General features: G+C 64.0%; 30 protein-coding genes and 1 riboswitch. Of the genes, 7 read left to right on the top strand and 23 right to left on the bottom strand.

The genetic code is table 11. From position 1 onward, the window contains the following. Positions 1–6: 6 nt before the first annotated feature. The 18 genes from hisB to M0D66_RS27935 form a co-directional block, all read right to left on the bottom strand. Positions 7–594, bottom strand: coding sequence for an imidazoleglycerol-phosphate dehydratase HisB (gene hisB / locus M0D66_RS28020; protein WP_054036619.1), 588 nt, complete (start codon positions 592–594; stop codon positions 7–9). Between the two features lie 111 nt (positions 595–705). Next, positions 706–1776: a histidinol-phosphate transaminase gene (gene hisC / locus M0D66_RS28015; protein WP_054036617.1), complete on the bottom strand. Its 1071-nt coding sequence runs from the start codon at positions 1774–1776 to the stop codon at positions 706–708. Positions 1777–1958: 182 nt separating this feature from the next. Then, positions 1959–3281, bottom strand: a complete 1323-nt coding sequence (gene hisD, locus M0D66_RS28010) for a histidinol dehydrogenase (protein ID WP_093643447.1) — start codon at positions 3279–3281, stop codon at positions 1959–1961. Between the two features lie 60 nt (positions 3282–3341). Then, positions 3342–4037, bottom strand: coding sequence for an ATP phosphoribosyltransferase (gene hisG, locus M0D66_RS28005; protein ID WP_093643445.1), 696 nt, complete (start codon positions 4035–4037; stop codon positions 3342–3344). Then, a complete protein-coding gene (gene murA, locus M0D66_RS28000; protein WP_244179514.1) occupies positions 4034–5395 on the bottom strand; it encodes a UDP-N-acetylglucosamine 1-carboxyvinyltransferase in 1362 nt (453 codons plus the stop codon). The genes hisG and murA overlap by 4 nt, the downstream gene beginning before the upstream one ends. A gap of 12 nt (positions 5396–5407) precedes the next feature. Continuing rightward, entirely contained in the window at positions 5408–5647 is a 240-nt protein-coding gene (locus M0D66_RS27995; protein WP_054036615.1) for a BolA family protein, read from the bottom strand. A gap of 15 nt (positions 5648–5662) precedes the next feature. Then, on the bottom strand, positions 5663–6418 hold the full coding sequence (locus M0D66_RS27990) for an ABC transporter permease (RefSeq protein ID WP_093643443.1): 756 nt from the start codon (positions 6416–6418) through the stop codon (positions 5663–5665). After that, positions 6415–7347, bottom strand: a complete 933-nt coding sequence (locus tag M0D66_RS27985) for an ABC transporter ATP-binding protein (RefSeq protein WP_200619825.1) — start codon at positions 7345–7347, stop codon at positions 6415–6417. Before M0D66_RS27985 ends, M0D66_RS27990 begins: the two co-directional genes overlap by 4 nt. Before the next feature lie 170 nt (positions 7348–7517). Further along, positions 7518–7811, bottom strand: coding sequence for a lipid asymmetry maintenance protein MlaB (locus tag M0D66_RS27980; RefSeq protein WP_266212273.1), 294 nt, complete (start codon positions 7809–7811; stop codon positions 7518–7520). After that, positions 7808–8440 carry a phospholipid-binding protein MlaC gene (locus M0D66_RS27975; protein WP_200619826.1) on the bottom strand — a complete coding sequence of 211 codons (633 nt, stop codon included), beginning with the start codon at positions 8438–8440 and terminating at the stop codon, positions 7808–7810. Before M0D66_RS27975 ends, M0D66_RS27980 begins: the two co-directional genes overlap by 4 nt. Before the next feature lie 118 nt (positions 8441–8558). Next, positions 8559–9578 carry a VacJ family lipoprotein gene (locus M0D66_RS27970; RefSeq protein WP_200650948.1) on the bottom strand — a complete coding sequence of 340 codons (1020 nt, stop codon included), beginning with the start codon at positions 9576–9578 and terminating at the stop codon, positions 8559–8561. An 11-nt stretch (positions 9579–9589) separates the two neighbouring features. After that, positions 9590–10153, bottom strand: coding sequence for an outer membrane lipid asymmetry maintenance protein MlaD (mlaD, locus tag M0D66_RS27965; RefSeq protein WP_200619828.1), 564 nt, complete (start codon positions 10151–10153; stop codon positions 9590–9592). Between the two features lie 91 nt (positions 10154–10244). Further along, complete coding sequence (gene mlaE / locus M0D66_RS27960) at positions 10245–11012, bottom strand: lipid asymmetry maintenance ABC transporter permease subunit MlaE (protein WP_054036607.1); 768 nt, start codon at positions 11010–11012, stop codon at positions 10245–10247. Then, on the bottom strand, positions 11009–11830 hold the full coding sequence (locus M0D66_RS27955) for an ABC transporter ATP-binding protein (RefSeq protein WP_200566038.1): 822 nt from the start codon (positions 11828–11830) through the stop codon (positions 11009–11011). Before M0D66_RS27955 ends, mlaE begins: the two co-directional genes overlap by 4 nt. 94 nt (positions 11831–11924) lie before the next feature. Further along, entirely contained in the window at positions 11925–13028 is a 1104-nt protein-coding gene (thiE, locus tag M0D66_RS27950; RefSeq protein ID WP_256455953.1) for a thiamine phosphate synthase, read from the bottom strand. Next, positions 13025–13840 carry a thiazole synthase gene (locus M0D66_RS27945; RefSeq protein ID WP_256455952.1) on the bottom strand — a complete coding sequence of 272 codons (816 nt, stop codon included), beginning with the start codon at positions 13838–13840 and terminating at the stop codon, positions 13025–13027. The genes thiE and M0D66_RS27945 overlap by 4 nt, the downstream gene beginning before the upstream one ends. Positions 13841–13879: 39 nt before the next feature. After that, positions 13880–14077: a sulfur carrier protein ThiS gene (gene thiS, locus M0D66_RS27940; RefSeq protein ID WP_028199627.1), complete on the bottom strand. Its 198-nt coding sequence runs from the start codon at positions 14075–14077 to the stop codon at positions 13880–13882. 84 nt (positions 14078–14161) lie between these two features. Continuing rightward, positions 14162–15292: an FAD-dependent oxidoreductase gene (locus tag M0D66_RS27935; protein WP_266212272.1), complete on the bottom strand. Its 1131-nt coding sequence runs from the start codon at positions 15290–15292 to the stop codon at positions 14162–14164. A gap of 229 nt (positions 15293–15521) precedes the next feature. Then, positions 15522–15644, bottom strand: a riboswitch (TPP riboswitch). Positions 15645–16006: 362 nt separating this feature from the next. On the opposite strand from M0D66_RS27935, the gene M0D66_RS27930 reads away from it, so the two are divergent. From M0D66_RS27930 to M0D66_RS27910, 5 genes are all read left to right on the top strand, one after another. Next, a complete protein-coding gene (locus M0D66_RS27930) occupies positions 16007–17758 on the top strand; it encodes an ABC transporter ATP-binding protein/permease (RefSeq protein ID WP_093643427.1) in 1752 nt (583 codons plus the stop codon). A 59-nt stretch (positions 17759–17817) separates the two neighbouring features. Continuing rightward, entirely contained in the window at positions 17818–18591 is a 774-nt protein-coding gene (locus M0D66_RS27925) for an SDR family NAD(P)-dependent oxidoreductase (RefSeq protein WP_266212293.1), read from the top strand. 166 nt (positions 18592–18757) lie between these two features. Continuing rightward, positions 18758–19219: a hypothetical protein gene (locus tag M0D66_RS27920; RefSeq protein WP_093643425.1), complete on the top strand. Its 462-nt coding sequence runs from the start codon at positions 18758–18760 to the stop codon at positions 19217–19219. Positions 19220–19309: 90 nt separating this feature from the next. Then, positions 19310–19951, top strand: a complete 642-nt coding sequence (locus M0D66_RS27915) for a hypothetical protein (RefSeq protein WP_211703568.1) — start codon at positions 19310–19312, stop codon at positions 19949–19951. Positions 19952–20043: 92 nt separating this feature from the next. Next, entirely contained in the window at positions 20044–20787 is a 744-nt protein-coding gene (locus M0D66_RS27910; RefSeq protein ID WP_093643571.1) for a response regulator, read from the top strand. A 90-nt stretch (positions 20788–20877) separates the two neighbouring features. On the opposite strand, the gene M0D66_RS27905 is transcribed toward M0D66_RS27910, so the two are convergent. The 4 genes from M0D66_RS27905 to M0D66_RS27890 all read right to left on the bottom strand — a co-directional run bounded on the left by M0D66_RS27905 (position 20878) and on the right by M0D66_RS27890 (position 22789). After that, the gene (locus tag M0D66_RS27905) at positions 20878–21549 is read right to left on the bottom strand and encodes a flagellar basal body L-ring protein FlgH (RefSeq protein ID WP_093643420.1); all 672 of its coding nucleotides are present in this window, start codon (positions 21547–21549) and stop codon (positions 20878–20880) included. 127 nt (positions 21550–21676) lie between these two features. Further along, positions 21677–22390, bottom strand: a complete 714-nt coding sequence (locus M0D66_RS27900) for a hypothetical protein (RefSeq protein ID WP_093643418.1) — start codon at positions 22388–22390, stop codon at positions 21677–21679. 3 nt (positions 22391–22393) lie between these two features. Beyond that, positions 22394–22561: a DUF6726 family protein gene (locus M0D66_RS27895; protein WP_323137087.1), complete on the bottom strand. Its 168-nt coding sequence runs from the start codon at positions 22559–22561 to the stop codon at positions 22394–22396. A gap of 45 nt (positions 22562–22606) precedes the next feature. Further along, on the bottom strand, positions 22607–22789 hold the full coding sequence (locus M0D66_RS27890; RefSeq protein WP_093643414.1) for a hypothetical protein: 183 nt from the start codon (positions 22787–22789) through the stop codon (positions 22607–22609). A 451-nt stretch (positions 22790–23240) separates the two neighbouring features. Between M0D66_RS27890 and M0D66_RS27885 the strand changes: the two genes are divergently transcribed. Together M0D66_RS27885 and M0D66_RS27880 are read left to right on the top strand one after the other, a co-directional pair. Continuing rightward, on the top strand, positions 23241–23981 hold the full coding sequence (locus M0D66_RS27885) for a response regulator (RefSeq protein ID WP_093643412.1): 741 nt from the start codon (positions 23241–23243) through the stop codon (positions 23979–23981). Continuing rightward, positions 23978–25249: an ATP-binding protein gene (locus M0D66_RS27880; RefSeq protein ID WP_093643410.1), complete on the top strand. Its 1272-nt coding sequence runs from the start codon at positions 23978–23980 to the stop codon at positions 25247–25249. The genes M0D66_RS27885 and M0D66_RS27880 overlap by 4 nt, the downstream gene beginning before the upstream one ends. Positions 25250–25472: 223 nt before the next feature. Here the strand turns inward: M0D66_RS27880 and M0D66_RS27875 are convergent, their stop codons facing one another. After that, on the bottom strand, positions 25473–26399 hold the full coding sequence (locus M0D66_RS27875) for a tyrosine-protein phosphatase (RefSeq protein ID WP_266212271.1): 927 nt from the start codon (positions 26397–26399) through the stop codon (positions 25473–25475). Between the last annotated feature and the right edge of the window lie 29 nt (positions 26400–26428).

The following is a 26428-nucleotide window of genomic DNA, read 5'->3' as shown; positions in this document are numbered from 1 at the left end:
GAGCGCTTAAAGGCTGCCCTTGGTCGACGGAATCTGTCCCGCCGCGCGTTCGTCCATCTCGACGGCCATGCGCAATGCACGTCCGAACGCCTTGAACACCGTTTCCATCTGGTGATGGGCGTTCAGGCCGCGCAGGTTGTCGATATGCAGCGTGACGCCGGCGTGATTGACGAAGCCGCGGAAAAATTCGATGGAGAGATCGACGTCGAACGTGCCGATGCGCGCTCGCGTGAACGGCACATGGAATTCGAGACCCGGGCGTCCGGAAAAATCGATCACGACGCGCGACAGCGCTTCGTCGAGCGGCACGTAAGAATGACCGTAGCGGCGGATGCCCTTGCGGTCGCCAATTGCCTTCGCGACAGCCTGGCCAAGCGTGATGCCGACGTCTTCGACCGTGTGGTGGTCGTCGATTTCGAGGTCGCCATGCGCTTCGATGTCGAGATCGAACAAGCCGTGTCGTGCGATCTGGTCGAGCATGTGATCAAGAAACGGCACACCGGTGGCCAGCTTCTGCTGACCGGTGCCGTCCAGATTGATCTTCACACGGATCTGCGTTTCGCTTGTGTTGCGAACGACTTCCGCAAGGCGCATGGTAATTCCTCGAATCTAGCTAGAAAGCGATAGTAGTGTGGGATGGGAAGGCGGGCCGCGCGCACTTTTCGCAGTACGGAAAAGCGCTCACGCGGCCATTCAGCTCGCCGTTCAGTGCAACACGAGTTTCAGTCCAGCGACCAATTGGGCGTTTTCTTCGGGCGAACCGACGGTTAAACGCACGCAATTGACCAGCAATGGATGCATTTTACTCACGTTTTTGATCAAAACCCGTGCTGCCAGCAGCGTTTCGAACATAACGGACGCGTCAGGCACCCGCACCAGCAGGAAGTTGCCGGCGCTCGGGAACACTTCGGCGCCCGGCAATTGGGCCACGGCCTGCGCGAGTTTCGTGCGTTCTTCGCGCAGTTGCTCGGCCTGGGCGTCGAGCACGTCGACATGGTCGAGCAGGAAATCGGCGGCGGCTTGCGTCAGCACGTTGGTGTTGTAGGGCGGGCGCACCTTGTCGAATTCGGTGAGCCAGGCGGGCTTGCCGACCAGATAACCCAGGCGGATGCCGGCCAGACCGAGCTTGGACACCGTACGCATGACGACGACGTTGTCGAACGCATCGGCGCGCGGCAGCCAGCTTTGCTGCGCAAACGGCTGGTAGGCCTCGTCGATCACCACCAGGCTTTTGTTCGCCGCGGCGATGATGCGCTCCATATCCGCGTCGTCGTACAGCGTGCCGGTCGGGTTGTTCGGATAGGCCAGATAGATGACCGCCGGTTCATGCTCGGCGATCGCCGCCAGCATCGCTTCGGTGTCGAGCGTGAAATCGGGCTTCAGCGGTACGCCGATGAATTCCAGATTCGCCAGCTTCGCCGACATCTGATACATGACGAAGCCCGGCATCGGCGCGAGCACCTTGGCGCCCGGCTTCGCGCACGCCACCGACACCATGCTGATGATTTCATCCGAGCCGTTGCCGAGCAGCACGTCGCAACCCGCGGGCACGCCCATCACGCGCTTGATTTTTTCGATCAGCGCTTCCGGGCGCGGCGCCGGGTAGCGGTTCAGCGCGACACCGGCCAGATGCTCGCCCAGATGCGCGGCGAGCACCGGTGGCAGCGAAAACGGATTCTCCATCGCATCGAGCTTGATGTAGCCCGTGGCGTCCGGAACCGGGTAGCTCGTCATCGCGAGCACGTCGCGGCGGATGATGTCTTGAGGTGTCGTCATAAGTCAGTGGACCGGGCCGCACGGGAGACGCCGGCCGGGAATCGGCGGCTTGCGGACTGCCCCAGGTTGGTCTGTATTGTCGTTATTTAACGGGAAACCGCGCGTAATCCGTCGCCAGAGTTTGCGGACACCGGTTCGATGCCCGCCCGCTCCGTACTCCGGCTTGTTGCGGTCAGCCGCGCTTAGCCGTTCTGCCGCATCCGGTATTCAGCGCTGCGGGCATGCGCCTGCAGGCCTTCGCCGTACGCGAGTTCGGCGGCGATCTCGCCAAGCGTCTGCGCGCCTTCCGCACTGACCTCGATCACGCTCGAACGCTTGAAGAAATCGTAAACGCCGAGCGGTGACGAGAACCGTGCGGTACGCGACGTAGGCAGCACATGATTCGGCCCCGCGCAGTAGTCGCCGAGGCTTTCACTGGTGTAGCGGCCGAGGAAGATCGCGCCGGCATGGCGGATCAGCTGGCCCCATTGATGCGGTTCCAGCGCAGAGATTTCGAGGTGTTCCGGGGCGATGTCGTTGGCGATCGCGCAGGCTTCGGCCATATCGCGCACCTTGATCAACGCACCGCGGCCTTCGAGCGATGCGCGGATCACGTCCTGCCGCGGCATGGTCGGCAGCAGTTCGTTGATCGCGTCACGTACGCGGGCGATGAACGCATCGTCCGGGCACAGCAGGATGGATTGCGCGAGCTCGTCGTGCTCGGCTTGCGAGAACAGGTCCATCGCGATCCAGCGCGGGTCCGTCGTACCGTCGCACAGCACAAGAATCTCCGACGGTCCGGCGATCATGTCGATGCCGACCGTGCCGAACACCCGGCGCTTGGCCGACGCGACATACGCGTTGCCCGGGCCGCAGATCTTGTCGACCGCGGGCACCGTTTCCGTGCCGTACGCCAACGCGCCCACCGCCTGCGCGCCGCCGATCGTGAACACGCGATCCACGCCACCCAGCAACGCGGCCGCCAGCACCAACGGATTCTTCACGCCGTCCGGCGTGGGCACGACCATGACGATTTCGCGCACACCGGCCACCCGCGCCGGAATCGCGTTCATCAGCACCGACGACGGATACGCCGCCTTGCCGCCCGGCACGTAGATACCCGCGCGATCCAGCGGCGTGACCTTCTGGCCGAGCACGGTGCCGTCGGCTTCCGTGTACTGCCAGCTATGACTGCCGCACTCGATCTTCTGCTTCTCGTGGTAACCGCGCACACGCGCCGCCGCCGCTTCGAGCGCCGCGCGGCGCTTTGGCTCCAGGCCTTCGAGCGCCGCTTCCAGTTCGGACATCGGCAGCTCGAGCGCCGCGACGCTCTTCGCATCGACGCGGTCGAAGCGGTTCGTGTACTCGAGCACCGCAGCATCGCCGCGTGCCTTCACGTCGTTGAGAATCTGCGCGACCGAGCGCTCGATTGCTTCGTCTTCGCTCGCCTCGAACGCGAGCACCGCGTGCAGCGACTTCTGGAAGTCGGGAGCGCTGGAATCGAGTTTGCGAATCTTGATAGACATACGGGTATCCGTTTCGGTAAGGCGCGCTAAAGCGTGGTCAAACGAGCGTGGTCAAACTTTTCAGGCCGCGGCGCCGGCCTTCGACGCGCGTTCGAACGCATCGAGGATCGGCCGCAGCGCCGCGCGCTTGAGCTTCAGCGCGGCCTGGTTCACAACGAGGCGCGACGAGATCTGCATGATCTCCTCCACCTCGACAAGATTGTTGGCGCGCAAGGTATTGCCCGAGCTCACCAGGTCGACGATCGCGTCGGCGAGGCCGACCAGCGGCGCCAGTTCCATCGAACCATAAAGCTTGATCAGGTCGACGTGCACGCCCTTGGCGGCAAAATGCTCACGTGCCGTTTCAACATACTTGGTCGCCACGCGCAGACGCGCGCCCTGGCGCACCGCGTTCGCGTAATCGAAACCGGCCGCCACCGCGACCGACATCCGGCAACGCGCGATATCCAGATCGACCGGCTGATACAGCCCGCTGCCGCCGTGCTCGAGCAACACGTCTTTGCCGGCCACGCCGAAGTCGGCTGCGCCGTATTCGACGTAGGTCGGCACGTCGGTCGCGCGCACGATGATCACGCGCACGTTCGCGTCGGTAGTCGGCAGAATCAGCTTGCGCGAGGTTTCCGGATCTTCGGCGACTTCAATGCCCGCTGCGGCGAGCAGCGGCAGCGTTTCTTCGAAGATACGCCCTTTCGACAAAGCCAGCGTGAGCGGTGCGCTCACGGCCGGCGACGACGACGTTTGCGGCATCGAACTCATGCCTGGCTCCCCGAGATACGGCGCACCTTGGCGCCGATGGCGTTGAGCTTGGTTTCCATCCGGTCGTAACCGCGATCGAGGTGATAGATACGGTCGATCAGCGTTTCACCTTCGGCACGCAGCGCGGCGATTACGAGGCTCGCCGACGCACGCAGGTCGGTCGCCATCACCTTCGCGCCGGACAGCTTCTCGACGCCGGTCACAAGCGCGGTGTTGCCGTCGATCGTGATGTTCGCGCCGAGGCGGTTCAACTCCTGCACGTGCATGTAGCGGTTCTCGAAGATCGTCTCGACGACTTGCGAGGTGCCGTCCGCGAGCGTGTTGAGCGCCATGAACTGCGCCTGCATGTCGGTCGGGAACGCCGGGTATTCGGACGTGCGGAAGCTCACCGCGCTCGGGCGCTTGTCCATGCGCACGCGCATCCAGTCTTCGCCCTCTTCGATCGTAACACCGGCTTCGCGCAGCTTTTCGGTTACCGCTTCCAGAATCAGCGGACGTACCTTACGCAATGTGACATCGCCGCCGGCAGCCGCGACCGCGCACAGGAACGTGCCGGCTTCGATACGATCCGGAATCACCGTGTGCTTTGCGCCATGCAGCTTGTCGACGCCCTGGATCACCAGGCGGTCGGTGCCGATGCCTTCGATCTTTGCGCCCATCTCGACCAGCAGATGCGCGAGGTCGCCCACTTCCGGCTCACGCGCGGCGTTCTCGATGACCGTTTCGCCCTCAGCCAGCACCGCTGCCATCAGCAGGTTTTCGGTGCCCGTCACCGTGATCATGTCGGTCACGATGCGCGCGCCCTTCAGACGCTTCGCGCGCGCTTCGATGAAGCCGTGCTCGATCGTGATCTCGGCGCCCATGGCCTGCAGACCCTTGATGTGCTGATCCACCGGACGCGCGCCGATTGCGCAGCCGCCCGGCAGCGACACGCGAGCGTGACCGAAGCGCGCGACCAGCGGCCCGAGCACGAGGATCGACGCACGCATGGTCTTCACCATTTCGTACGGCGCGACGAGGTTATCGACCTTCGATGCATCCAGCGACACGCGGCCCTCGCCGCTCTCGATCTGCACGCCCATCTGGCCGAGCAGCTTGAGCATCGTGCGCACGTCCTGCAGGTCAGGCACGTTCTCCAGATGCACCGGCTCCGCGCTAAGCAGACTCGCGCACAGAATCGGCAACGCCGCGTTCTTGGCACCTGAGACGACGACTTCACCCGACAGCGGGTAGCCACCTTCAATGACGAGTTTATCCATGCCTGTCAGTTCCTGATTGACCCGGACTTCAGCCGGGCCCGCTTTGACTGTGTTCGACGCGCCGCTACCGGCGTCGCGCCCTTCTTGAGTAATTCGCACTAAATTTCCAGATTACGCGTTCTGCCATTCGGCGGGCGTCAGCGTCTTCATGCTGAGCGCGTGGATTTCTTCGCGCATGCGGTCGCCGAGCGCCGCATACACGAGTTGATGGCGCTGGATCAGACGCTTGCCTTCGAAGCTCTCGGCAACGATGGTCGCAAAGAAATGCTGACCGTCGCCTTCGACTTCGAGATGCTGGCAGGCGAGCCCAGCCGCGATGTATTGCTTGACCTGTTCGGGAGTCGGCAACATGAGAGATGCTCCTGATCAGTGGCGCAGTTTATAGCCGGAGGCGAGCATGCGCATCGCCACCACAGCCAGCACCACAAAGAAACCGGCAACGATCGCAAGGCTCACGAGCGGATTGATATCCGACATCCCGAAGAAACCGTAGCGAAAGCCGTCGATCATGTAGAAAAAGGGATTGAGCCGCGACACTTCGCGCCACACCGGTGGCAGCGTATGCGTCGAGTAGAACACGCCCGAGAGGAACGTGAGCGGCATAATCAGAAAGTTTTGAAATGCAGCAAGCTGATCGAACTTTTCGGCCCAGATACCGGCGATCAAACCGAGCGTGCCGAGGATCGCCGCGCCGAAAATCGCGAACGCGATGATGTAAAGCGGCGCGCTGAAGCTGACCGGCACGAACCAGATCGTCACGATGAACACGCCAAAGCCGACCGCAAGACCCCGCGCCACGGCAGCGAGCACATACGCGCCGAACATCTCGTAGTGCGACAACGGCGGCAGCAACACGAACACCAGGTTGCCCGTGATCTTCGACTGGATCAACGAGGACGAGCTATTCGCAAAGGCGTTCTGCAGCACGCTCATCATCACGAGACCGGGAATCAGAAAGCTCGTGTACTCGACGCCCGGATAGACCTGAACGTGACCGCGCAACGCGTGGCCGAAAATCGTCAGATACAGCAGCGCGGTGATGACCGGCGCCAGCACGGTCTGGAACGACACCTTCCAGAAACGCAGGATTTCCTTGTAAAACAGCGTGCGAAAGCCGCTCATGCCAGCCCCTCGATCACTTCCGGACCGTTCATCACCTGAACGAACACATCTTCGAGGTCGGCTTTGCGGACCTCGATTTCTTCGAATGCGCAGCCTGCTGCGCGGCACTGCGCGAGAATGCGCTCGACGTCGTCATAGCTCGCGAGCCGCAGCAGATGCTGCCGGCCATTGCCATTGCCCGTGCCGCTTTCCACTTCGAGCGGACGCAACTCGGCCGGCAACGCGCCTTGCGTAAAGCGCAGGAACAGCTGCATGCCGGCAAAGCGCTGCAGCAGCGTGCTGGTGCGCTCGAGCGCGACGACCTCGCCCCGCCGCAACATCGCGATGCGGTCGCACAGCGATTCGGCTTCTTCCAGATAGTGCGTGGTCAGCACGATCGTGTGGCCTTCGCGATTCAGGCGCGAGATGAATTTCCACAAGGTTTGACGCAGCTCGACGTCGACGCCCGCGGTCGGCTCATCCAGCACGATCACCGGCGGCCGGTGCACCAGCGCCTGCGCCACGAGCACGCGACGCTTCATGCCGCCCGACAGCGCGCGCATGTTGGCGTCGGCTTTCTCGGTGAGGTCGAGATTGGCCATGATCTCGTCGATCCACGCGTCGTTATTGCGCAGCCCGTAGTAGCCGGACTGGATGCGCAAGGTTTCGCGTACCGTGAAGAAGGGATCGAACACGAGTTCCTGCGGCACGACGCCGAGCGCGCGGCGCGCGTCGCGGAAATCGCTGACTACGTCATGGCCACGTACCGCGATGCTGCCTTCATCGGCGCGCGCGAGACCGGCGAGTATGCTGATGAGCGTTGTCTTGCCCGCGCCGTTCGGACCGAGCAGTCCGAAGAACTCGCCTTCTTCCACCGTGAGGCTGACGCCCTTGAGCGCCTGCAAATCCTTGTAGCGCTTCTTGACGTTACGAATTTCTATGGCTGACATGACTGTGGGCCGCGTGCGTCGCGGCGCCTAAAGGAGCCCCGAGGGGGCGCAAAAGTGCTGGAAGGGACGAAATTGGGGCCGGTTATATGCCCCGAAAAACGTTTGATTATAGGGCAAAAATCGGCAGCCCCAGCTCGGCCGGGGCGATTGGAAGTGACGCTAGGGGAGCGTCAATGTCGCGTCGAGATGAGTGTGTCGACGCCGTAGGCTTGTGCAAGGCTGGCGAGACCAGCCGGCAGGTTGACGATCTCGAACGCGGTGCCGCGCGCCTGGGCGGCACGCTCCCACGCGAGCAGGACGGCCAGCGCGGACGAGTCGAATTGCGCGAGCGGCGCGCAATCCACGCCGGTCGCGCCCGCAGCGATGCGCTGCAAACCCGCCTCGAACGCGGCTTTCGCGCTCTCGTGGGTCAGCGTCGCGCCGCTTTCGAAGCGGCTGGCGACGGCGTTCAACACTTCGCTCACGACTGCTTGCCCGAGGCGAGTTGCTGGTTACGCTGCGTGAGGAACTGGATCAGTCCGTCCACGCCCTTCTGCTGGATCTGCTCGTTGAACTGTTGCTGATACGCCTGGATCAGCCACGCGCCGAGTACGTTGATGTCATACACACGCCAGCCGTTCGGCGTCTTGTACAGACGATAGTCGAGTTCGATCGGCGAGCCGTTGTTCATCACCACCGAGCGCACCACCGTGTCGGTGTCGTCCGGGTTCATCCGGAACGGCTTGTACTGGATCTGCTGGTCGCGCACTTGTGCCAACGCGCCCGAATACGTGCGGATCAGCAACATCTTGAACTGCTCGACCACGGCGTTTTGCTGCTCCGGCGTCGCGGTGCGCCAGTTGCGGCCCATCGCCAGTTGCGTGGTGCGGCGGAAATCCGTGTACGGCAGGATCTTTTCGTTGACGAGCTGGGTGATATGCGAGATGTCACCTTGCTGGATCGACTTGTCGCTGCGCACCGCATCGATCACCTGCTGCGTGACGGTCTTGATCAGCCCGTCCGGCGAATTGGAGTCCACCGCTTGCGCCGATGCACCGGCACTGGCGAACGAGAACAGCGCTGCGAACAACGGAATCAGGAATAGTTTTTTCATATCGAACCTTGCTTGCCTTAGAAATAGTGCAACCGTTTGAGCCGACATTAACACGCGAGTTCAGCAGCAATCCATGCGCAAACTGCGAGAGTCGTATCGAGGTGTTACGGCCACACGATCAACGCAATTTGAATGACGGGAAGCTGAAACGCGTCGGCGGAACCAGTTGGCCGGCCGGGATCTGCGTCGTTTCTGGACCGCCGTTCAGGTCGAGCGGCGGCGTTTCGGAGCTGCCCGAGGCGGCTTCAGGTGCAGCCGCCGTGCCGGTTGCACCTGAAGCAGCTTGCGGCGGCGTTGCGGCGGTCGCACCGGAGGCCGCCGATGCTTTCGCGGCAGCGCCCTGCGTGCCTGCAGGCGCAGCAGCCGCGCCGCTGTCGACGTCGTCGTACTTCGGCAGCGGTGCTTCGTCGCCGTAGTTCGGCAGCGACTGCGACTGCTTGCCATCCGACAGCAAATACTGGCGGCGCTGCAGGTACGCATTACGCACGAACGAATACTTATCCAGCGCTGCGCCTTCCAGCACGTCGCCCGCGTTCAGCAGATTCGCGCGCGTGTTGACCACGTTCAGGCCGTACAGAGCCCAGCTCAGGCCATCCGGATGAATGTAGCTGAGCGGATTCACATAGTAATTGCCGATCGAACCAACCGCGTCGCGCAGCGTGCTCGGCCCGAACAGCGGCAGCACGAGGTACGGACCCGCCGGCACGCCGTAGTGACCGAGCGTCAGGCCGAGGTCGTTGTCGTGCTTGGGCAGCTTGGCAAGCGTCGCCACGTCGAACAGACCGCCGACGCCGAACACCGTATTGATCACGATCCGCATGATGTCTTCGACGCCGTCGGCGATCTTCAACTGCAGCAGATTGTTTGCCGCGATGTAGACGTCGCCGATATTCGAGAAGAAGTTGGTGACGCTGTCGCGCACCGGCTGCGGCGTGATGAAGACGTAGCCCTTGGCGACCGGCTTCAGCGCGTACTGGTCGAGCTTGTCGTTGACGGTGAAGATGGTACGGTTCAAGCCCTCGAGCGGATCGCCCTTGGTCGGCGTCTGCACGGTCGAGCAGCCGACGAGCGTAGCGGTCGCGAGCGCGAACGTCGCCATCTGGACGGCGCGCACGCCTCGTTTGCGTAGGGTCTGCATTTTTATTCTCCTTATTGACCGGCCGCACCAGAGGCGGGCGGAGTCGGCGCCGCCGACGCGGGCGCCGTGGCAGGGGCGGCCCCAGATGTGGCCGAACCCGCGCCCGACTTGGATGCGCCCGAGTCCGCAGCCTTGCTATACAGGAATTGTCCGATCAGGTTTTCCAGCACGATCGCCGATTGTGTCATTGAGATCGTGTCACCCGCTTTAAGCATCTCGCTATCGCCACCGGGTTCGAGCCCGATGTATTGCTCGCCCAACAGACCCGAGGTCAGGATCTTGGCCGACGTGTCTTTCGGAAACGGGTATTGCTTGTCGATATCGATCGTGACGACAGCCTGATACGCATTGCTGTCAAAGCCGATCGAGGCGACCCGGCCGACCGTCACGCCCGCGCTCTTCACCGGTGCGCGCGCCTTCAGTCCGCCAATATTGTCGAACTTGAGCTTGACCGGGTACGTTGCCTGAAACGACAACGAGCTCATGTTGCCGGCCTTCAGCGCGAGAAACAGCAACGCCACGAAACCCAACACCACGAACAGGCCGACCCAGAAGTCGAGAGCAGTCTTTTTCATCGTCATCCCAAAGTGAATCCGCCACGCTGCTCCCGCTTCCGTCGCGCGCAAACCAAGGCGCGCCCGCCGAGCGAAAACGTGCAGCGCAGTTTTAGCTGAACATCAGTGCGGTCAACAGAAAATCGAGGCCGAGCACCGCAAGCGACGCGTACACAACCGTCTTGGTCGTGGCGCGCGACACGCCTTCCGGCGTCGGCTTGGCTTCGTAGCCCTGAAACAGCGCCACAAAGGTCACCGCGAGGCCGAACACCACACTCTTGATGACCCCGGCGCCCACGTCACGCCAGACATCGACGCCGCCTTGCATCTGCGACCAGAACGCGCCGGCATCGACGCCGATCAGCAGCACACCCACCACATAACCGCCGAACACGCCGACCGCGCTGAAAATCGCGGCGAGGATCGGCATGGAAATAATGCCCGCCCACAGGCGCGGCGCGACAACGACCTTGACCGGGTCCACCGCCATCATTTCCATCGCGGTCAATTGCTCGCCCGCCTTCATCAAGCCGATTTCAGCCGTGAGCGACGTGCCGGCGCGGCCCGCAAACAGGAGCGCCGTCACCACCGGCCCGAGTTCGCGCACCAGCGAAAGCGCGACCAGCAGACCCAACGCCTGTTCGGAACCGTAACGGTTCAGCGTGTAATAGCCCTGCAAGCCGAGCACAAAGCCGACGAACAGCCCCGACACGGCGATGATCACCAGCGAATAATTACCCACGAAGTGGATCTGCTTCGTGACAAGGCGCGGCCGGCGCAGCAACGGGAAAAACTCGAGCAGCAGCCGGAAGAAGAACCGCGTGGCGTAGCCGGCCGTGCCCAGCCCGTCGAGTACCGAGCGACCAAGCGCGCTGATCATGACTGACCTCCGCCGATACCGAAATCCGCCGCGAGCGGCGTCTTGCTGGGATAGTGGAATTTGAACGGGCCGTCCGGCGCGCCGTCGATGAACTGGCGCACCGTAGGATCGGTCGACGCGCGCAGCTCAGCCGGCGTGCCTTCGGCATGCACCCCGCCATTGGCGAGAAAATAGACGTAGTCGGCAATTGCGAACGATTCCGGCACGTCGTGCGTGACCAGGATCGACGTCGCGCCAAGTGCCTGATTCAGCGCGCGAATCAGGTTCGCCGTAATGCCGAGCGAGATCGGATCGAGGCCGGCGAACGGCTCGTCGTACATCATCAGCTCGGGGTCGAGCGCAATCGCCCGGGCGAGCGCCACCCGCCGCGCCATACCGCCCGAAATCTCCGACGGCGCGAGGTCGCGCGCACCGCGCAAGCCGACCGCGTTGAGCTTCATCAACACGAGGTCGCGGATCAGTTCTTCGGGGAGGTCGGTGTGCTCACGCAGCGCAAAAGCGACGTTTTCGAACACCGACATGTCGGTAAACAGCGCGCCGAACTGGAACAGCATGCCCATCTTGCGACGCAGCGCGTAGAGGCCGTCGCGCGTTTGTGCGCCGATGTCCTGGCCCTGGAACAGGATCTGGCCACGTTGTGCGCGCACCAGACCGCCGATCAGGCGCAGCACTGTGGTTTTGCCGCAACCCGAGCCGCCCATAACCGCGACGACCTGGCCGCGCTTGAAACGCAGATTCAGGTTCGACAGGACGAGCCGGTCGCCATAACCGAAGTCGACGTCGCGCAGCTCGAGTAAGGTCTCGGGGGAGGAAGACACGAAACTGACAGTCCTTTTACACGGAAGGCCGAATTATAGGGCCATCATGGAAATGCTGCCGTGAGGTGCCCTGTCCCTTTACTGAACTTGACGATTATTGCGTAAACGCATGTTGCAGCGCAGAAACAGCGACAGCCGGGTCGGCGGCTTCGGTCACGGCGCGCACCACGGCCGCGCAGCCCACGCCCGTCGCCAGCACGTCCGGCAGCACCTGCAGATCGATCCCACCGATCGCCACCAGCGGCACGACGCCGTCGAGCAGGCGGACATACCGCGCCAGACGCTTGAGGCCTTGCGGGGCGGTCGGCATGACTTTGGTGGTAGTCGGGAACACCGCGCCCAATGCAATGTAGCTTGGCCGGAAATGCAGTGCTTTCAGAATCTCGTAGAAACCGTGCGTCGACAGGCCGAGGCGGATGCCGGCGGCGGCAAGTGCCGACAGATCGGCCGTATGCACGTCTTCCTGGCCAAGGTGGACGCCGTAAGCGCCCGCTTCCAGCGCGGCTTGCCAGTGATCGTTGATGAAAACCTGGGCATCGTGCTCACGGCCCGCGGCGACACAGCGGGCGATTTCGCGCTTCAGTTCGTCGGCGGGTTCGGCCGATTTGCGGCGCAACTGGACCGTTTTCACGCCAAAGCCCACCACCCGTTCGACCCACCCCGCAGTCGGCAGCACCGGGTACAGGCCGAGCCGGTCAGGGCAACGCGCGAACGCTTGCGCCGGCGCGGCCGGCAGACCGGCGAGGCGTGGGAAGTGCGCGATATCGGCCGGAAAGGCGTCATCCGCTTTCGTTTCGTCGCCGTCGCGCCACGCCAGCGCCAGGACCAGCGCGTCGTGCGGATCGAAGCCGCAGTCCAGAAACGCCGCCAGCGCGGAAATCCAGTCTTCGGCCAGATGACCTTCCAGACTGTATTTCTCGCCGCCCAAGTGCAGCGTCGCCGCGTTCTCAGCGGCGACGATCACGCCTGCGCCCTGCACCTGCCAGCGCGCCACCTGCTCGCCATGCTGCTGCGCGTCGGCGACGATGATCAGGTCGCCGCCGTTCGGCTCGTCCGGCGCGGTCAGACAGATGCGCCACGGCGCGTGGGTTGGCGGCCACTCGCCCAGGCGGGCGCGGATCCGCTCGGCGGCTTCGGTGAGTTCATCGGCAGGCGGCCAGAAGAGGTCGCGGCCAGTCAAAGGCAAAGTTTGCGTCATGCGGTGCTCCCGTCTTGATGCCAGAACGGCATGCCGACCACCGGCGTGCTCGCGTGCGCGCTTTCGCGCTCGGCCATCGGCCCCGCCAGAAAAGCCTGGCGGCCCGCTTCGACGCCCAGCGCAAAGGCGCGCGCCATCGCGTCGGGGTGCGTCGCCTGCGAAACGGCGGTGTTCAGCAGCACGCCATCGAAGCCCCACTCCATCACTTGCGCCGCATGCGACGGCACGCCGAGGCCGGCGTCGACGATCAGCGGCACGTCGGGCAAGCGTTCACGCAAGACCCGCAGGCCGTACGGATTGATCACACCCTTGCCGGTGCCGATCGGCGCGCCCCACGGCATCAGCGCCTCGCAGCCCGCATCGAGCAGGCGGCGGCCGATCACCAGATCTTCGGTGCAATACGGGAGCACCTTGAAGCCGTCCTTGATCAGCTGCGTGGCCGCTTCGATCAGGCCGACCGGATCAGGCTGCAGCGTGTAGTCGTCGCCGATCAGTTCGAGCTTGATCCACTCGGTTTCGAAAATCTCGCGCGCCATATGCGCGGTCGTCACCGCCTCGCCGACGGTCAGGCAGCCGGCGGTATTGGGCAACAGCGGTACGCCGTGGCGCTTGAGCAGATCGAAGAAACCGGCTTCGGCGCCGCCTTCGTTCATCTGCCGGCGCAGCGCGACGGTCACCATGCCGGGCTGCGCCGCGTCGATCGAATCGGACAGCGATTGCAGCGACGGATAGCGCGAGGTGCCGAGCAGCACGCGGCTCGCGAAAGTCTGGCCGTAGAGCGTGAGCGCGTCGGCGGTTTGGGGGGCAGTCATTTGCATAATCCTGGTCTCCGGCAAGGCGTGGCGCGGGGCTTAACCGCCGGCCACGGGTTGCACGACATCGAGCTTGTCGCCCGGCTGCAGCGCGCGCGCCGCATGCTGGGTGCGTGCGACGAAATCGCCGTTCAGCGCGACCGCGAACGGCGGACGCGCGCCGAACGCGGCGAGCGCATCGGCGACAGTCGCGCCTTCGGGCAACGACAACGGCTTCTGATTGATATGAATGTCCATGGTGTTCGAATACGGTTCAATCGATTGGGGGAGCGACGTCCGCCTGTTTTGCCTGCGGTTATTTCGCCGGCAGACGCGCAACGCTCATGCCGGCTCCCGCGTGGCGTCCAGTTGAAACAGCTCGCTCCAGCGCGCGGCATTTTGCCAGTCGGCGAAAGCATCGGCGTCGCCGATGCGGCCGTCGAGCAGCGCGGCGGCGAAGCGCACGGCTTCGTCGGCGACTTCGGGCACGATCATGTAGCCGTGCCGGTACAGGCCGTTCACGCGCAATGTCTGCGCGCCATCCCACAGCAAGGCCGGACGGTGGTCCGGCAAAGTCGGGCGGCACTGCGAATTCAGTTCGAGGATGCGGGCCTCGCCGAAGCCGGGATGCACGGAAAACGCCGCGCTCAGCAACTCGAGCGCCGAGCGCACGCTGACCGGCGACATGTCCTCGCCTTCCACTTCGGTCGCGCCGATCACGTAGAGATCGTCCTGCTTCGGCGCGATATACAGCGGGTAGCGCGGATGCAGCAGACGCACCGGCCGCGTCAGCTTGATACCCGGCGCATGCACGCGGGCGACTTCACCGCGGATCCCCCGCAACGTCGGCAGCACCGGCTTCGCGCCCAAACCCCGGCAGTCGATCGTGATGCGTGCGGCCGGCAGCGCATGATCGTCGACTGGCGTGTTCCAGTGCGTTTCGACACCGCGCTGGGCGAGGCCTGCCGCGAGCGCGGTCAACACCTGACGGTTATCCAGTTGGCCTTCGCGCGGCAGCAGCCAGCCCTGGTTGAAGCGGCCCGCCAACGCGGGCTCGGCAGCGCCGACCTGAGCGCCCGCCAGCGTCACGAAGCCGCCGTCGAGCAACTCAGCAGGCGCGTTCGAGCGCACCCGGCGTTCGAACAATGGCGCTTCGGTGCGATCGGCGTGATGCCATACGACCAGCGTGCCATTGCGCTGGAAGAACACCGGTTCGGGCAATTCGGCCAGCACGCGCGGCCAGGTGTCGAGCGAACTTGCGCCCAGACGGGTGATCAGCAGTTCGGCACTGGCGGCTTCGGCGAGCGGCGCCAGCATGGCGGCGGCGACCCAGGCCGCGGATTGCGTACCTGCGGCGTCGCCGCGCTCATAGAGCGCCACGCGATGCCCTTCACCGGCGAGGCGCCACGCGACGAGACGCCCGCACAGCCCACCGCCGAGCACGGCGAAATCGGGTCGAGCTAAACGATTCATCGCGTGCGCTCCGGGTCACAACGGCAAGCAACGCTAAAACAGCCCGGCGCGCCGGCACAACCGACGAAAACGCGGTGACGAGCAAAACACATGTCTGAAGAATAGGCGGTCATCGAGTCCTTTCCGTACGGCAAAAAAACGCACGTACCCAGGACGAAACCGGCGGGTGAGGCCGGCCGGGCAATAAGCACGTCCAATGACGGACGCCGCCCGGCGGGGAATGGAAGACTGGCTGCTTCCGGAAACTTCCCGCGCCGGTATTACCCGGATCGGGTGCAAAGGGTCTCTCTCAGCCTCGCCGCCGCTGCGTGAAATCACGCTGCCTGTGGGCAAAGCACCCCTGTTTCGTCGAAGGTCATTAGACCATAAAAGGCGCGGCGCCCGCAAACCAACGGCCTCTGCCGTCACACGCCATTGATCCGTCACTATCTTTCGATTCATCAATACGGCCGAATGCAGCGCTCTGGCACAATGCCAGGACCGGATACCGCTGGCGCGCGGGCGACATGCTTCGCCGCCCGCGCGCCAGCGGCATCGAGGCGGGACCTCTGAGCGGAAATTAATTTTCACTTAAGGGCTTCGCGCCAGAATCGGTCGCTCACCCGGACGTGCGTTCGTCGAGCACGACGCCCGGGGCACGCACCGCAAACCCGCCGTGGGGCCGGCCCGACTTGGGGGCCGCCCGACGCGGGCCAGCACTTCACCAGGATGCTCATGACACCGAATACCGCTTCCAGCCCCGTGCTGCCGCCGGACGAAAAAGTCTCCGCATGGAGCCTGATCAAACCTTACTGGGTTTCCGAAGAACGAAAAACGGCGTGGGCGCTGCTCATCGCGATCATCGTGATGAATCTGCTCATCGTGTGGATCAACGTGCGCCTGAACCGCTGGAGCGCCGACTTCTACAACGCGCTGCAAACCAAGAACGTGCACGATTTCCCGCACCTGCTGATGGTGTTCTCGGGGCTCGCGTTCGGCTTCATCATCCTTGCCGTGTACGGCCGCTATCTACGCCAGATGCTCGGCTTCCGCTGGCGCCAGTGGCTGACCACACGTTATCTCAACGAATGGCTGCACGACAGCGCCTTCTACCGGATCGAACGCGACCGGCTCGCCGACAACCCCGACCAGCGGATCAGCGACGACCTGCAATCACTCGCCACTAGCACGCTCTCGCTGACCCTCGACCTGCTGTCCACGATCGTCACACTGGTCTCGTTCATGACGATCCTGTGGTCGCTGGCCGGTGCGCTGACCGTTTCGCTTGGCGGCATGCCGGTGCAGATTCCGGGCTATATGGTGTGGGCCGCAGCGCTGTACGCGGTAGTCGGCTCAGTGATCATCCAGAAGGTCGGCCATCCGCTCGTGTCGATCAACTACCAGGCACAGAAAGTCGAGGCGGATTTCCGTTTCGGCCTGATCCGTCTGCGTGAAAACGCCGAGCAGATCGCCTTCTACAACGGCATGGAGACCGAGAAGAAGAACACGCACTCGCTGTTCGGCCGCATCCGCGACAACTGGTGGCAGGTGATGAAGTACACCAAGCGGCTCACCTTCGTGACGGCTTTCTACGGCCAGATTGCAATCATCTTTCCGCTGGTGGTCGCCGCGCCCCGCTACTTTGCGGGTGCTTTCACGTTCGGCGTACTGATGCAGATCTCGAGCGCATTCGGTACCGTCAGCGATTCGTTTTCGTGGTTCATCAACAGTTACGGCAGCCTCGTTGAATGGCGCGCTACCGTGAACCGGTTGCGTGAATTCAAGCGCATCGTGCATGCGCCGCGTCTGAAGGAATCGGTCTCGCCCGCTACTGCGCATGGCGGCATCAATCTGCATTTCGTCGACGAAGACAAGCTCACAACCGAAGGTCTCCAGCTCGCGTTGCCGAACGGCAATCCGTTGTCACGCATCCGCGATATCGCGATCAAGCCGGGCTCGCGCTGGCTGGTGCGGGGCCCGTCCGGCTCCGGCAAGAGCACGCTGATGCGCGCGCTCGCCGGCTTGTGGCCGTTCGGCGACGGCTCGATCGACGCACCGGTCAACGCGCGCATGATGTTCATCCCGCAGGTCAGCTACATGCCGATCGGCACGCTGAAAGCCGCGCTCACCTATCCGTCTTCTGCAGATACCTACACTGACGACGAATGCCGCGAAGCGCTCATCACTTGCCGCCTGTCGGAGTACGCCGACCGCCTGCAGGAATCGGGGCACTGGACGCGCATTCTCTCGCCGGGTGAACAACAGCGCCTCGCCGGCGCCCGCGTGCTGCTGCACAAACCGGACTATCTGTTCCTCGACGAAGCAACCAGTGCGCTCGATTCGGAAAACGAAGCACGCCTCTATCACCTGTTCACCGAGCGGCTGCCGCAGGCGGCAATCGTCAGCGTCGCGCATCGCGAATCGCTGGCGGCATTCCATGACGAAACGCTCGACGTCGAACGCTCGGGCGAACCGATTGCTGCATGAACAGCATGAACAACGCGAGCGACATGAGCAGCACCGGTGACGCGAGCAGCACGACTGGCATGAGCGGCGCCGGGCTCGAGCGGGTCGTCCTGATCACCGGCGCGGGCTCCGGCATCGGCGCCGCACTGGCCCGACGCATCGCCGCGCCGCGCACCGCCTTGATGCTGCACGCCCGCGGCGCCGACGACGAAGCGCGCCGGCGTCTTGCACAGGTCGCCGCCGATTGCAGCGCGAACGGCGCGCGCTGCGCGACGGTGTTCGGCGATCTCGCCGAGCGCGGCGCCGCGGAACACGTGATTCATCAAACGCTCGCGAGCTTCGGCGCGCTTGATCAGTTGGTAGCGAACGCCGGCCACGCGCAACGGCAAACGCTCAACGCACTCGACGCGGATGTGTTCAGCGCCGCCTTCGCCGCCATGCCGGCCGCATTCGCCGCGCTCGTCAAGCGTGCGACGCCTGCCCTGGAAACCTCGAAGCGAGGTCGCGTGGTCGCGCTCAGTTCGTTCGTCGCGCATCGCTATCGCGTGGAAGCGCCGTTCGCCGCAACGGCGGCGGCGAAAGCGGCGATCGAGTCACTGGCTAAAACCGCAGCCGCCGAACTTGCGCCGCATGGCGTGACCGTCAATTGCGTAGCGCCCGGCTATACCCGTAAAGATCGCGGCCCAAGTGCCGATAATGCATCGGTGTGGACCCGCGCCGCCGAAGCGACGCCGCTCGGTCACGTCGCCGAGCCTGCGGATATCGCCGCGCTGATCGCTTTCCTGCTCTCCGACGAAGCGCGTCACATCACCGGCCAGGTGATTCATATCGACGGTGGCCTGACGCTCGGTTAGGCAGCACGCCGCAACATCCGGAAACACGCGAGAACAGTTCGAAAGCATTTGCGAAGCGGGCAAGTTGTTCCGCGCTTTGAAAATCCCCTGTAGCAGCGACGATAGTCGTGCGGGCCGTACCATGCGCCGCCCGCCCCGCCCCTCACTGCTACTGGACTCTCCGCACATGTCACTCGATCGCCGCTTCTATCCTTTGACCCAGCGCGCAGCGCTTGCGCTTGGCGCAGCCCTGCTGCTCACGAGCGCCGCGTACGCTGCGCAAGCCACCCAGCCCACTGAGCCGGCGGATGTTTGCCCCGCGCTCAAACACATCGTCGACGCACCCGACTTCAAGCAGTTGCACGCGCAACCTGCCGCGCAACTGCCGGGCGTATCGGCCGTGGACGACTGCCGCGCCAACACGCACGCCTACGATTGCCACTGGCGCGCGCACTGGCAAGCCGACGGTGTCGTCAATGATCCCCTCGAAGAATTCGGCGCCGATATCGCCGCCTGCTTTCCGAACGTCGTGCACGACGTCAACACGCCGACGCGTCAGCATTTCATCGTGACCACTGAAGATCGGCGCGTAAACGTGACGGCCAGCGTGCAAGGGCAAAACGAACTGCGCCTGCGCATCACGCGTTGAGCGTGGGCCGTTTTTGCCACGCTCCACTGCTTTTCTGCTGGGACCCGTTGTCATTTGCCGTACTTCCTCACCGCCACCAGGCACCGCATCATGACCTCTATGCCAAGCTTGCGCGCTTACGCTTTCACGCGGGCCCCAATGGCCGCGTGGGTCATGTTGCGGCGGCCGTGTGCGTGGTTCGCCGCCTCGGCCACCCTCGCCTTCGGCCTGAACGGCTGCGCGTGGACGCTGATCTCGGCGGCCGACGCCACCGGCTCCGTGATTCAGGCTGGCTACGCGATCGCGGCAAACTACTCATCGCCGACCTTCGTCAATGGCCGGCCGGCAGACGTGCATAACGTCTGCATCGAAGTGAATCAGACTGTGACGGTCGGCGATTTCGTGCCGGCGCTGCAGCTTGCGCTCGACCGGCACGGCATTCGTTCGGACGTCTACAATCCGGGCACCTCGCCCGCCGGATGCGAGGCGCGTCTCGTCTACAACGCCGCGGTCGATTACGGACGCCGTTCATTCAGCGACGAAACGATCCAGTATCTGTCGATCATCGATCTGACGCTGATTCAGCATGGCCGCATTCTCGTCACCGCGCGTTACCAGACCGGCGGCCTCAACACAGACCGCTTCTCGACCGCCTCGACCAAACTCAATGGTCTGATCGACAAGATGGTGGTCGATCAGACCCAACTGGTCCGGCAGCCGATGCAGACCATCCAGACGTCGCTGGCAAACTAGGCGCCCAGCCTGCTTGCTTTCTCTTACGCGAGAAAGAATTCGAAAGCGTTTCGCGCTTTGCGCCGCTCGCGTGGATCACTAAGATGACCTGGATGAACCAATCCATTCTGGTCGTCGACGACGACCCCGTCGTACGTGAGCTCGTCAGCGAATATCTGGTGGGGCGTGGCTTCAAGGTCTCCACGCTCGAACACGGCATGGCGCTGCAGCGTAGCTTGCAGGACGAACGTCCCGCGCTGGTCGTGCTCGACATCATGATGCCGGAGCTCGACGGCATTAGCGCGCTGCGCGCATTGCGCGTCGCCGGCGACGATATTCCCGTGATCCTGCTGACCGCGCGTGCCGATCCGATCGACCGCGTGATCGGCCTCGAACTCGGCGCCGACGACTATCTCGGCAAGCCATTCGAACCAAGCGAGCTGGTCGCGCGGATTCGCACGGTCCTGCGCCGCCGCGGCACGATTGCGCCGAGCGCGCCGGAGCAACGCGCGCCCTATCGTTTCGGTCGTTTCGAGGTGAACTTTCCGGCGCGCGAATTGCGCCGCGACGGTGAGCGGATTCCGCTACGTTCGAGCGAATTCGCCATGCTCAAGGTGTTCGTCACGCACTCAATGACCGTACTCACGCGCGCGCAGTTGCTGGAGAAACTGCACGGCAATAGCGAGGTGCATCGCAATCGAAGTCTTGACGTCTCGATCTGGCGTTTGCGGCGGCTGATCGAAGTGGATCCGTCCGAGCCCCGCTATGTGCAGACCGTCTGGGGACGTGGCTACGTGTTCGTACCGGACGGTGAAATCGGCGCTGCGGAACGCGACGCGCCGGCGCCGCTTGCGTGATGCTTGCCCGGCGGGCGCCCGGCGCCAGGCCTCGGACTTAAGAGAATGAATGCGGCGTGTCGCGCATCTCGCGCACACGCCGCATCGACGCTAGAACGTCAGCACGCTCAGAAACATTCTCTGCAGCCAGCCCATCGTGGTGGAGTCGGACACCATCCCCGCGCCGGCCTGCTCGATGCGCGCATTCGCGACCTTGCTCGACGCGACATAATTGCCTGATTCGATATCCTTCGGATTGACGATGCCCGACAAGCGCAGACGGTCGCGGTTGCCGCTCATCGAGATCACCTTCTCGCCCGACACCACCAGATTGCCGGTTGACATCGTCCCGATCACGGTCACGGCCAATGTGCCGGTCATGCCGCTGACGTCGGTGAGACTGCCCTGCCCCTTGTATTCCGTACTGGCCGAGCCGATGTTGAACAGCCTCGCTAGCCGCGCAGCGGCGTTGGTCGACTGATCGGCGGCGGTCGCGGTGATGCTGCTCGAACGGCTCGCGGCGGCGGTCGCGCTATTGTTGCCGCTGTATGACTCCGACAGACGGATCGTCAGCACATCGCCAATATGCTGCGCACGCGGCGTTTCGTAGAGCAGCAAGGGCGCGCCAGCCTGATAGATCGCGCCCTGCGTGTTGACGTTCAGCGGCGCCGACGCGAGCGGCGGCGACATCGGCGTTTCGACGATTGACGGCTGTTGGCCGCTCCCGCAAGCCGTGAGGCAGGCCGCCGCGCCTAGCGCGACAGTGAGACGTAGCGCAGTCATACATGCTCCTTGGCCGGATCGGCCGGGTAAAAAACGGACTTTGCAGTCGTGGTGCCGATGCTTTGTTCAACGATGCAATCTGAACCACGCATGCGCCCGCAACCAGCGTGACAGATGAGGCGTCACATCATCCCGCCTCGGCACCGCTCGCCTGCCATTGCCGTACGACCGATTTCACCCATGCGTCCGAGCCTTTCAGCAAATAGGTGAGCGTGCCGTTGCGGGTGCCCGGCAAAAAGCACAACGTGATCGAACTCACCGCGTTTTCCCACACGTAGACCGGCAGCGCGCCCGATGACGACACGCTTTGCGTCACCAGATGCGGCGTGCCATAACGGTCCGCGAGCGCCTCGCGCAGGTCTTCGGCGGTAATCTCGTCGATCACGAAGGAAATCTCGTATAGACGCAGCGCGCTCTGGCCGTCGACACGCGCAAAGCGCAGCACATGCTCCAGTGCCGGCGCGCCGTCGACGACGGCTTGCGACACCGCCCAACCATCGTCCGCACGATGCGCCCAGCGACAGGCCACCGTCAGACTCTCGCGCGATTTCAGCCGCATGCCGAGTGCGCCTGCCTGCACATCCGTCTCGCAGACCGGCACGCTGCCAATCGGCGTAGCGCGCACGGTCGAACCTGCGCGGAACTCGTCGAGCGTGATGCCGAGCGCAATGCCGCGAAATGCAAACGGCATGTCCTGCGAGCGCCGCCGTGCGTCAGCGGAACCCGCCTTCGACGCAGCGCTGGCCGCGTTCGCTTCGCGCACGACGGGCTGCGCCGCAGCGAACATCGAGAACGCGCCGCCCAGCAGCGCCAGCACGCAGGCAAACCGTTTGAGTGTCATGATTCAGTCGATCGCGGATGAACACATGTCGAACGGGGTGGCCGCGGCATGGCCGACGACCGGGACGATTTTCAGCGTAGCCGCAGTCAGCCGGCACGGCAGCGCGGCGACGGCGCAGCCGCCGAGTGGCAGCAGCGCCGAGCCGAGCGTCAACCACGCAGCGACACGGATGAAACGTTCAGGAATGCTCGGGGTCGACACACGGGCCTCGGTGCGTCAGGCAGTCGTGTTGACGTGATGCCCGACCAGCCCCGTCGGCAGCGACGGCGGAGCCTCGCCAGCGGGCTCCCTGGTCTGCGGCGTGGCCAGCGAGTTGGTTGGGGCTGCAGGTTTTTCCGCTGGCGGCGTGGGCGCGAGCGAAGAAAAGCGGGTTGAGCTGAGATTGCTATGAACGGTCATGATGAGCCTCGCGTGGCGCTAGGTTTCGATTTCACGCCGCCTGCCGTGGGCCCAAGGCGTTAGGCTGTTTTCGGCATGCGGCGCAACGTACTGCATGACGAATCATCTCGCTGCGCACGTAGTGGCGATGCGCGAAGGAACGCGCGCTTTTCCACGGTTCTTACGACCCGTTGCGACCCCTTGCCGTCAGTAGCAATTGCGCACAGATTCTTTCCCGGAAGAAATTCAAGCGGTGCAAAATGGCTTCCACGCCGCGCTATGCATGGGCAAATGGGCCAACGCCTTACCGGTGCGTTGCCGGCGCGTTGCCGGATATGGCGGCCGTGAAATGTGCCGTGAGCCTTTGGTGGCGGGCCTTACGCCCGCGCCGGAGGGCACGGCGCGGGCCGGGGTAAGCATTGGTAAGAAAACAGTCGATCGCGCGCCGCGCGTGCCAGTCTAAAATTTCGTTATGAATCCACAGGTCCTTATCGTCGACGACGACCCGGTAGTGCGCGATCTGCTCTGCAAGTTTCTGCAGACGAACGGGTTCGACGCGTCAGTGCTGCACGACGGCACCCATTTGCAACGCCGGCTCGAACGTGAACGACCGTCGGTCGTCGTGCTCGACATCATGATGCCGAACACCGACGGCTTACGCGCGCTCACCGCGCTGCGTGCCGCCGGCGACGACATTCCGGTGATTTTCGTAACGGCGCGCGGTACGGTGGCCGACCGCATCGTCGGGCTTTCGCTCGGCGCGGACGACTACCTGACCAAGCCGTTCGACCCACGCGAGCTGCTAGCGCGCATCCATACGGTGTTGCGCCGGCGTGGGCCGTCCACCACGAGCGCGCCGGAAGCCCGCAAGCCGTATCGCTTTGGGCCATTCGAACTCGACTTCGCCACGCGCGCGCTGTCGCGCGACGACTCGAAGCTGCCGCTGCGCGACAGCGAGTTCGCCCTGCTAAAGATTTTCGTCAACAATCCGTACAAAGTGCTGTCGCGCGTGCTGATCCACGATCTCGTACATCGTGACAACCTCGCCTTCCGCGATCGCAGCCTCGACGTGCCGATCTGGCGCCTGCGCCGCGTGATCGAAGACGACCCGTCCAATCCCTGCTACGTGCAGACAGTGCGCGGCAAAGGCTACGTATTCGTGCCGGACGCCGACGGCACACCGTTCGCCGACGAGGCTGCCTCAAGCGCATGAGAAACCCGCTGAACACGCTGTTCGGCAGAATGGCGTTATTGTCGGCAGCGGTGTTGTTCGCAATTCAGGCCGGGTGGTTCGTACTGGTGGTGATGCAGCCGCCGCGCCACGAAATCGACGGTTTCGCACGCGGCATTCTGCTCGTGCTGCAGGCCATCAACGGCGAGCCGATGAAGGGCGCCGCGCTCGCGCCCGCCATGCGGGTGCACCTCGTGCCTACGTGGAACATGCCGTCGAGCGTCCATCTGCGCACGCCGGATCAGCGTCCGCTGGTCGAATTGAGCCGGCACTTGCGCGAGAACCTGCCGCCCGGCACGCAGATCGCCGTCGACGACCTTCGCCCGCCGCAGCTATGGGTGCTGTTCCCCGGCAAATCAAACTGGGTTGTCGTGCCGGTGGACGTGCCGCCGCGCCCGCGCTTCGTGATCGAATCCGTCTCGATGCTGGCGGCGGCGCTGATTCTGTCGCTGTTCGCGGTCTGGCAGATGCAGCGGCCGCTGTCGCGCGTGGCCGATGCCGCTCGCGCGTTCGGTTCAGGCGGCCGGCCGGAACCTGTGACCGTGCAGGGCCCGCGCGAACTGCGCGATCTGATCGGCTCCTTCAACGACATGATGCGCCGCCTGAACGAGGCCGGCGACGACCAGGCGGTGATGCTGGCCGGCGTCGCGCACGACCTGAAAGCGCCGCTCACGCGGCTCAAATTGCGCGCGAGCGTACTGGTTGCGGAAAGTGAGCGGGCCGGCCTGATACGCGACGTCGACTCGCTGACCAACATCGTGCAGCAGTTTCTGGAGTTTGCGGGTCAGTCCGCCGACACCGGGCCGCCGGTCGAAGTCGACGAATTCCTGCAGGAACAGTTTTCCGCCGGCGACAGCGCCGAGACGCCGCTCTTCACGCTCGATCTACGCGCCGGTTCGTCGTTCACGCTGCCGCGCACCTTGCTCGACCGGCTGGTCACGAACCTTGTCGACAACGCGCTCGAGCACGGCTCACCGCCGGTGGATATCGCCACGGCGCGCGATGACAGCCGTTGGGTCATCAGCGTGCGCGACCACGGCCCAGGCATTCCCGACGACCGTATCGCGGCGGCGATGAAACCGTTCGTGCGGCTCGACGCCGCCCGCGGAGGCGAAGGTCATTGCGGCCTGGGTCTCGCGATTGTCGCGCGCCTCGCGCACGATCGCGGCGGACGCTGCCATGTGCGCAATCACGTGCAAGGCGGGCTGGAAGTACGGATCGAATTGCCGGTTGAGCCGGCACACGCGTAAGAATGATCGAGAAGGGTGAAGCGCCATTGAGCATGGGCACTTACGCGCCCTTACCAGATGGCCTTTTGTGATGGTTGCGGCCTTATAGTCGCCCCCGGCAACCTCGATGCCGCCCTTCTCTGTCCGCCCGCTTATTTGGGGCGGACTTTTTTTCGTTTGTACCTGCCGGTGTGGTCCACGCAATACCAGGCGCATCGGGCTCGCCAGGCGCGGCGAGCGCGGGTCAGACGACGAGGCGGTCGTGCAACGCGTCGATGGTGGCTTGAGACAGACCCAGGCCTTGTGTCAGATAGCTCGCCATCGTGCCGTAGCTCGCCTGCACCTGATCGAACCCCGCCTGCAGATAATTGTCCTGGACGGTGAACAGGGGCGACTCGCTCGCGGCGACCACGTCGCCGCTTTGCGCGCGTATCACCTCGGTCTGCGCCGCGATCGACTGAGCCAGATAGACGTTGCTCAGCAGATAGTCCTGCATGATGACGTCGAGTGGCACGTTGGCAATGCTGAGCAGGAGAGCCGAGACCCAACCGGCGCGATCCTTACCCGCATTGGAATGAAACAGTTGCGCGCCGGCGCCATTGGCGAGTCGCGTGAGGAGCTCGCCGTAGCCGACGCGCTGGGCGGCGCCGGTGACATAGGCGCGAGCCTGTGCCTCCATGAACGCGACGGCGGCAGCTGCCGTATCGAAGGTTGGCGCGACGAAGTCGCTGACACCGAGCACGTCGAGCGCTTGCGAGGTCGCGCCGGCCGGCAGGATATCCGCGGTACGCGCGATTTCACCGGGCGTGCGCAGATCGTAGACCGAGGCGATGCCGAGTTTGTTGAGCGTGATCGTGTCGGCGGCGCTCAAGGTCAGCGCGTTCGCGCGATAAAAGGCCCCGCGGCGCATCTGTTTGCCGTCAACTGTGGGATAGCCGGCAGCCGCGCCCGCCACATCGCGGAAGTTAGTTACCGAGGCGAGGCGTGGCGTTTCCGGCTGATCGGCGTCCAGATTTCCGCCCCCGCAAGCCGACAGCAGCGAGCTGCCCATGCCGGAGAGCAGCAACACGCTTGCCGAGGATTTCAGGAATGCGCGGCGCGATTGATAAGCCCGCAAAGGCGTACTCGCGGAGCGACGGGATGGCGAGCAGGTTTTTGCGGTTGCGTGCATTAAGGGTGACGGGTGCGGACGTGAATAGG

Origin of the sequence: Paraburkholderia sp. SECH2, from assembly GCF_030464795.1 — a bacterium.
GTDB lineage: Bacteria > Pseudomonadota > Gammaproteobacteria > Burkholderiales > Burkholderiaceae > Paraburkholderia > Paraburkholderia aspalathi.
Note: the sequence above shows the minus strand (reverse complement) of the source record. Positions and strands in the feature narration are given on the sequence as shown.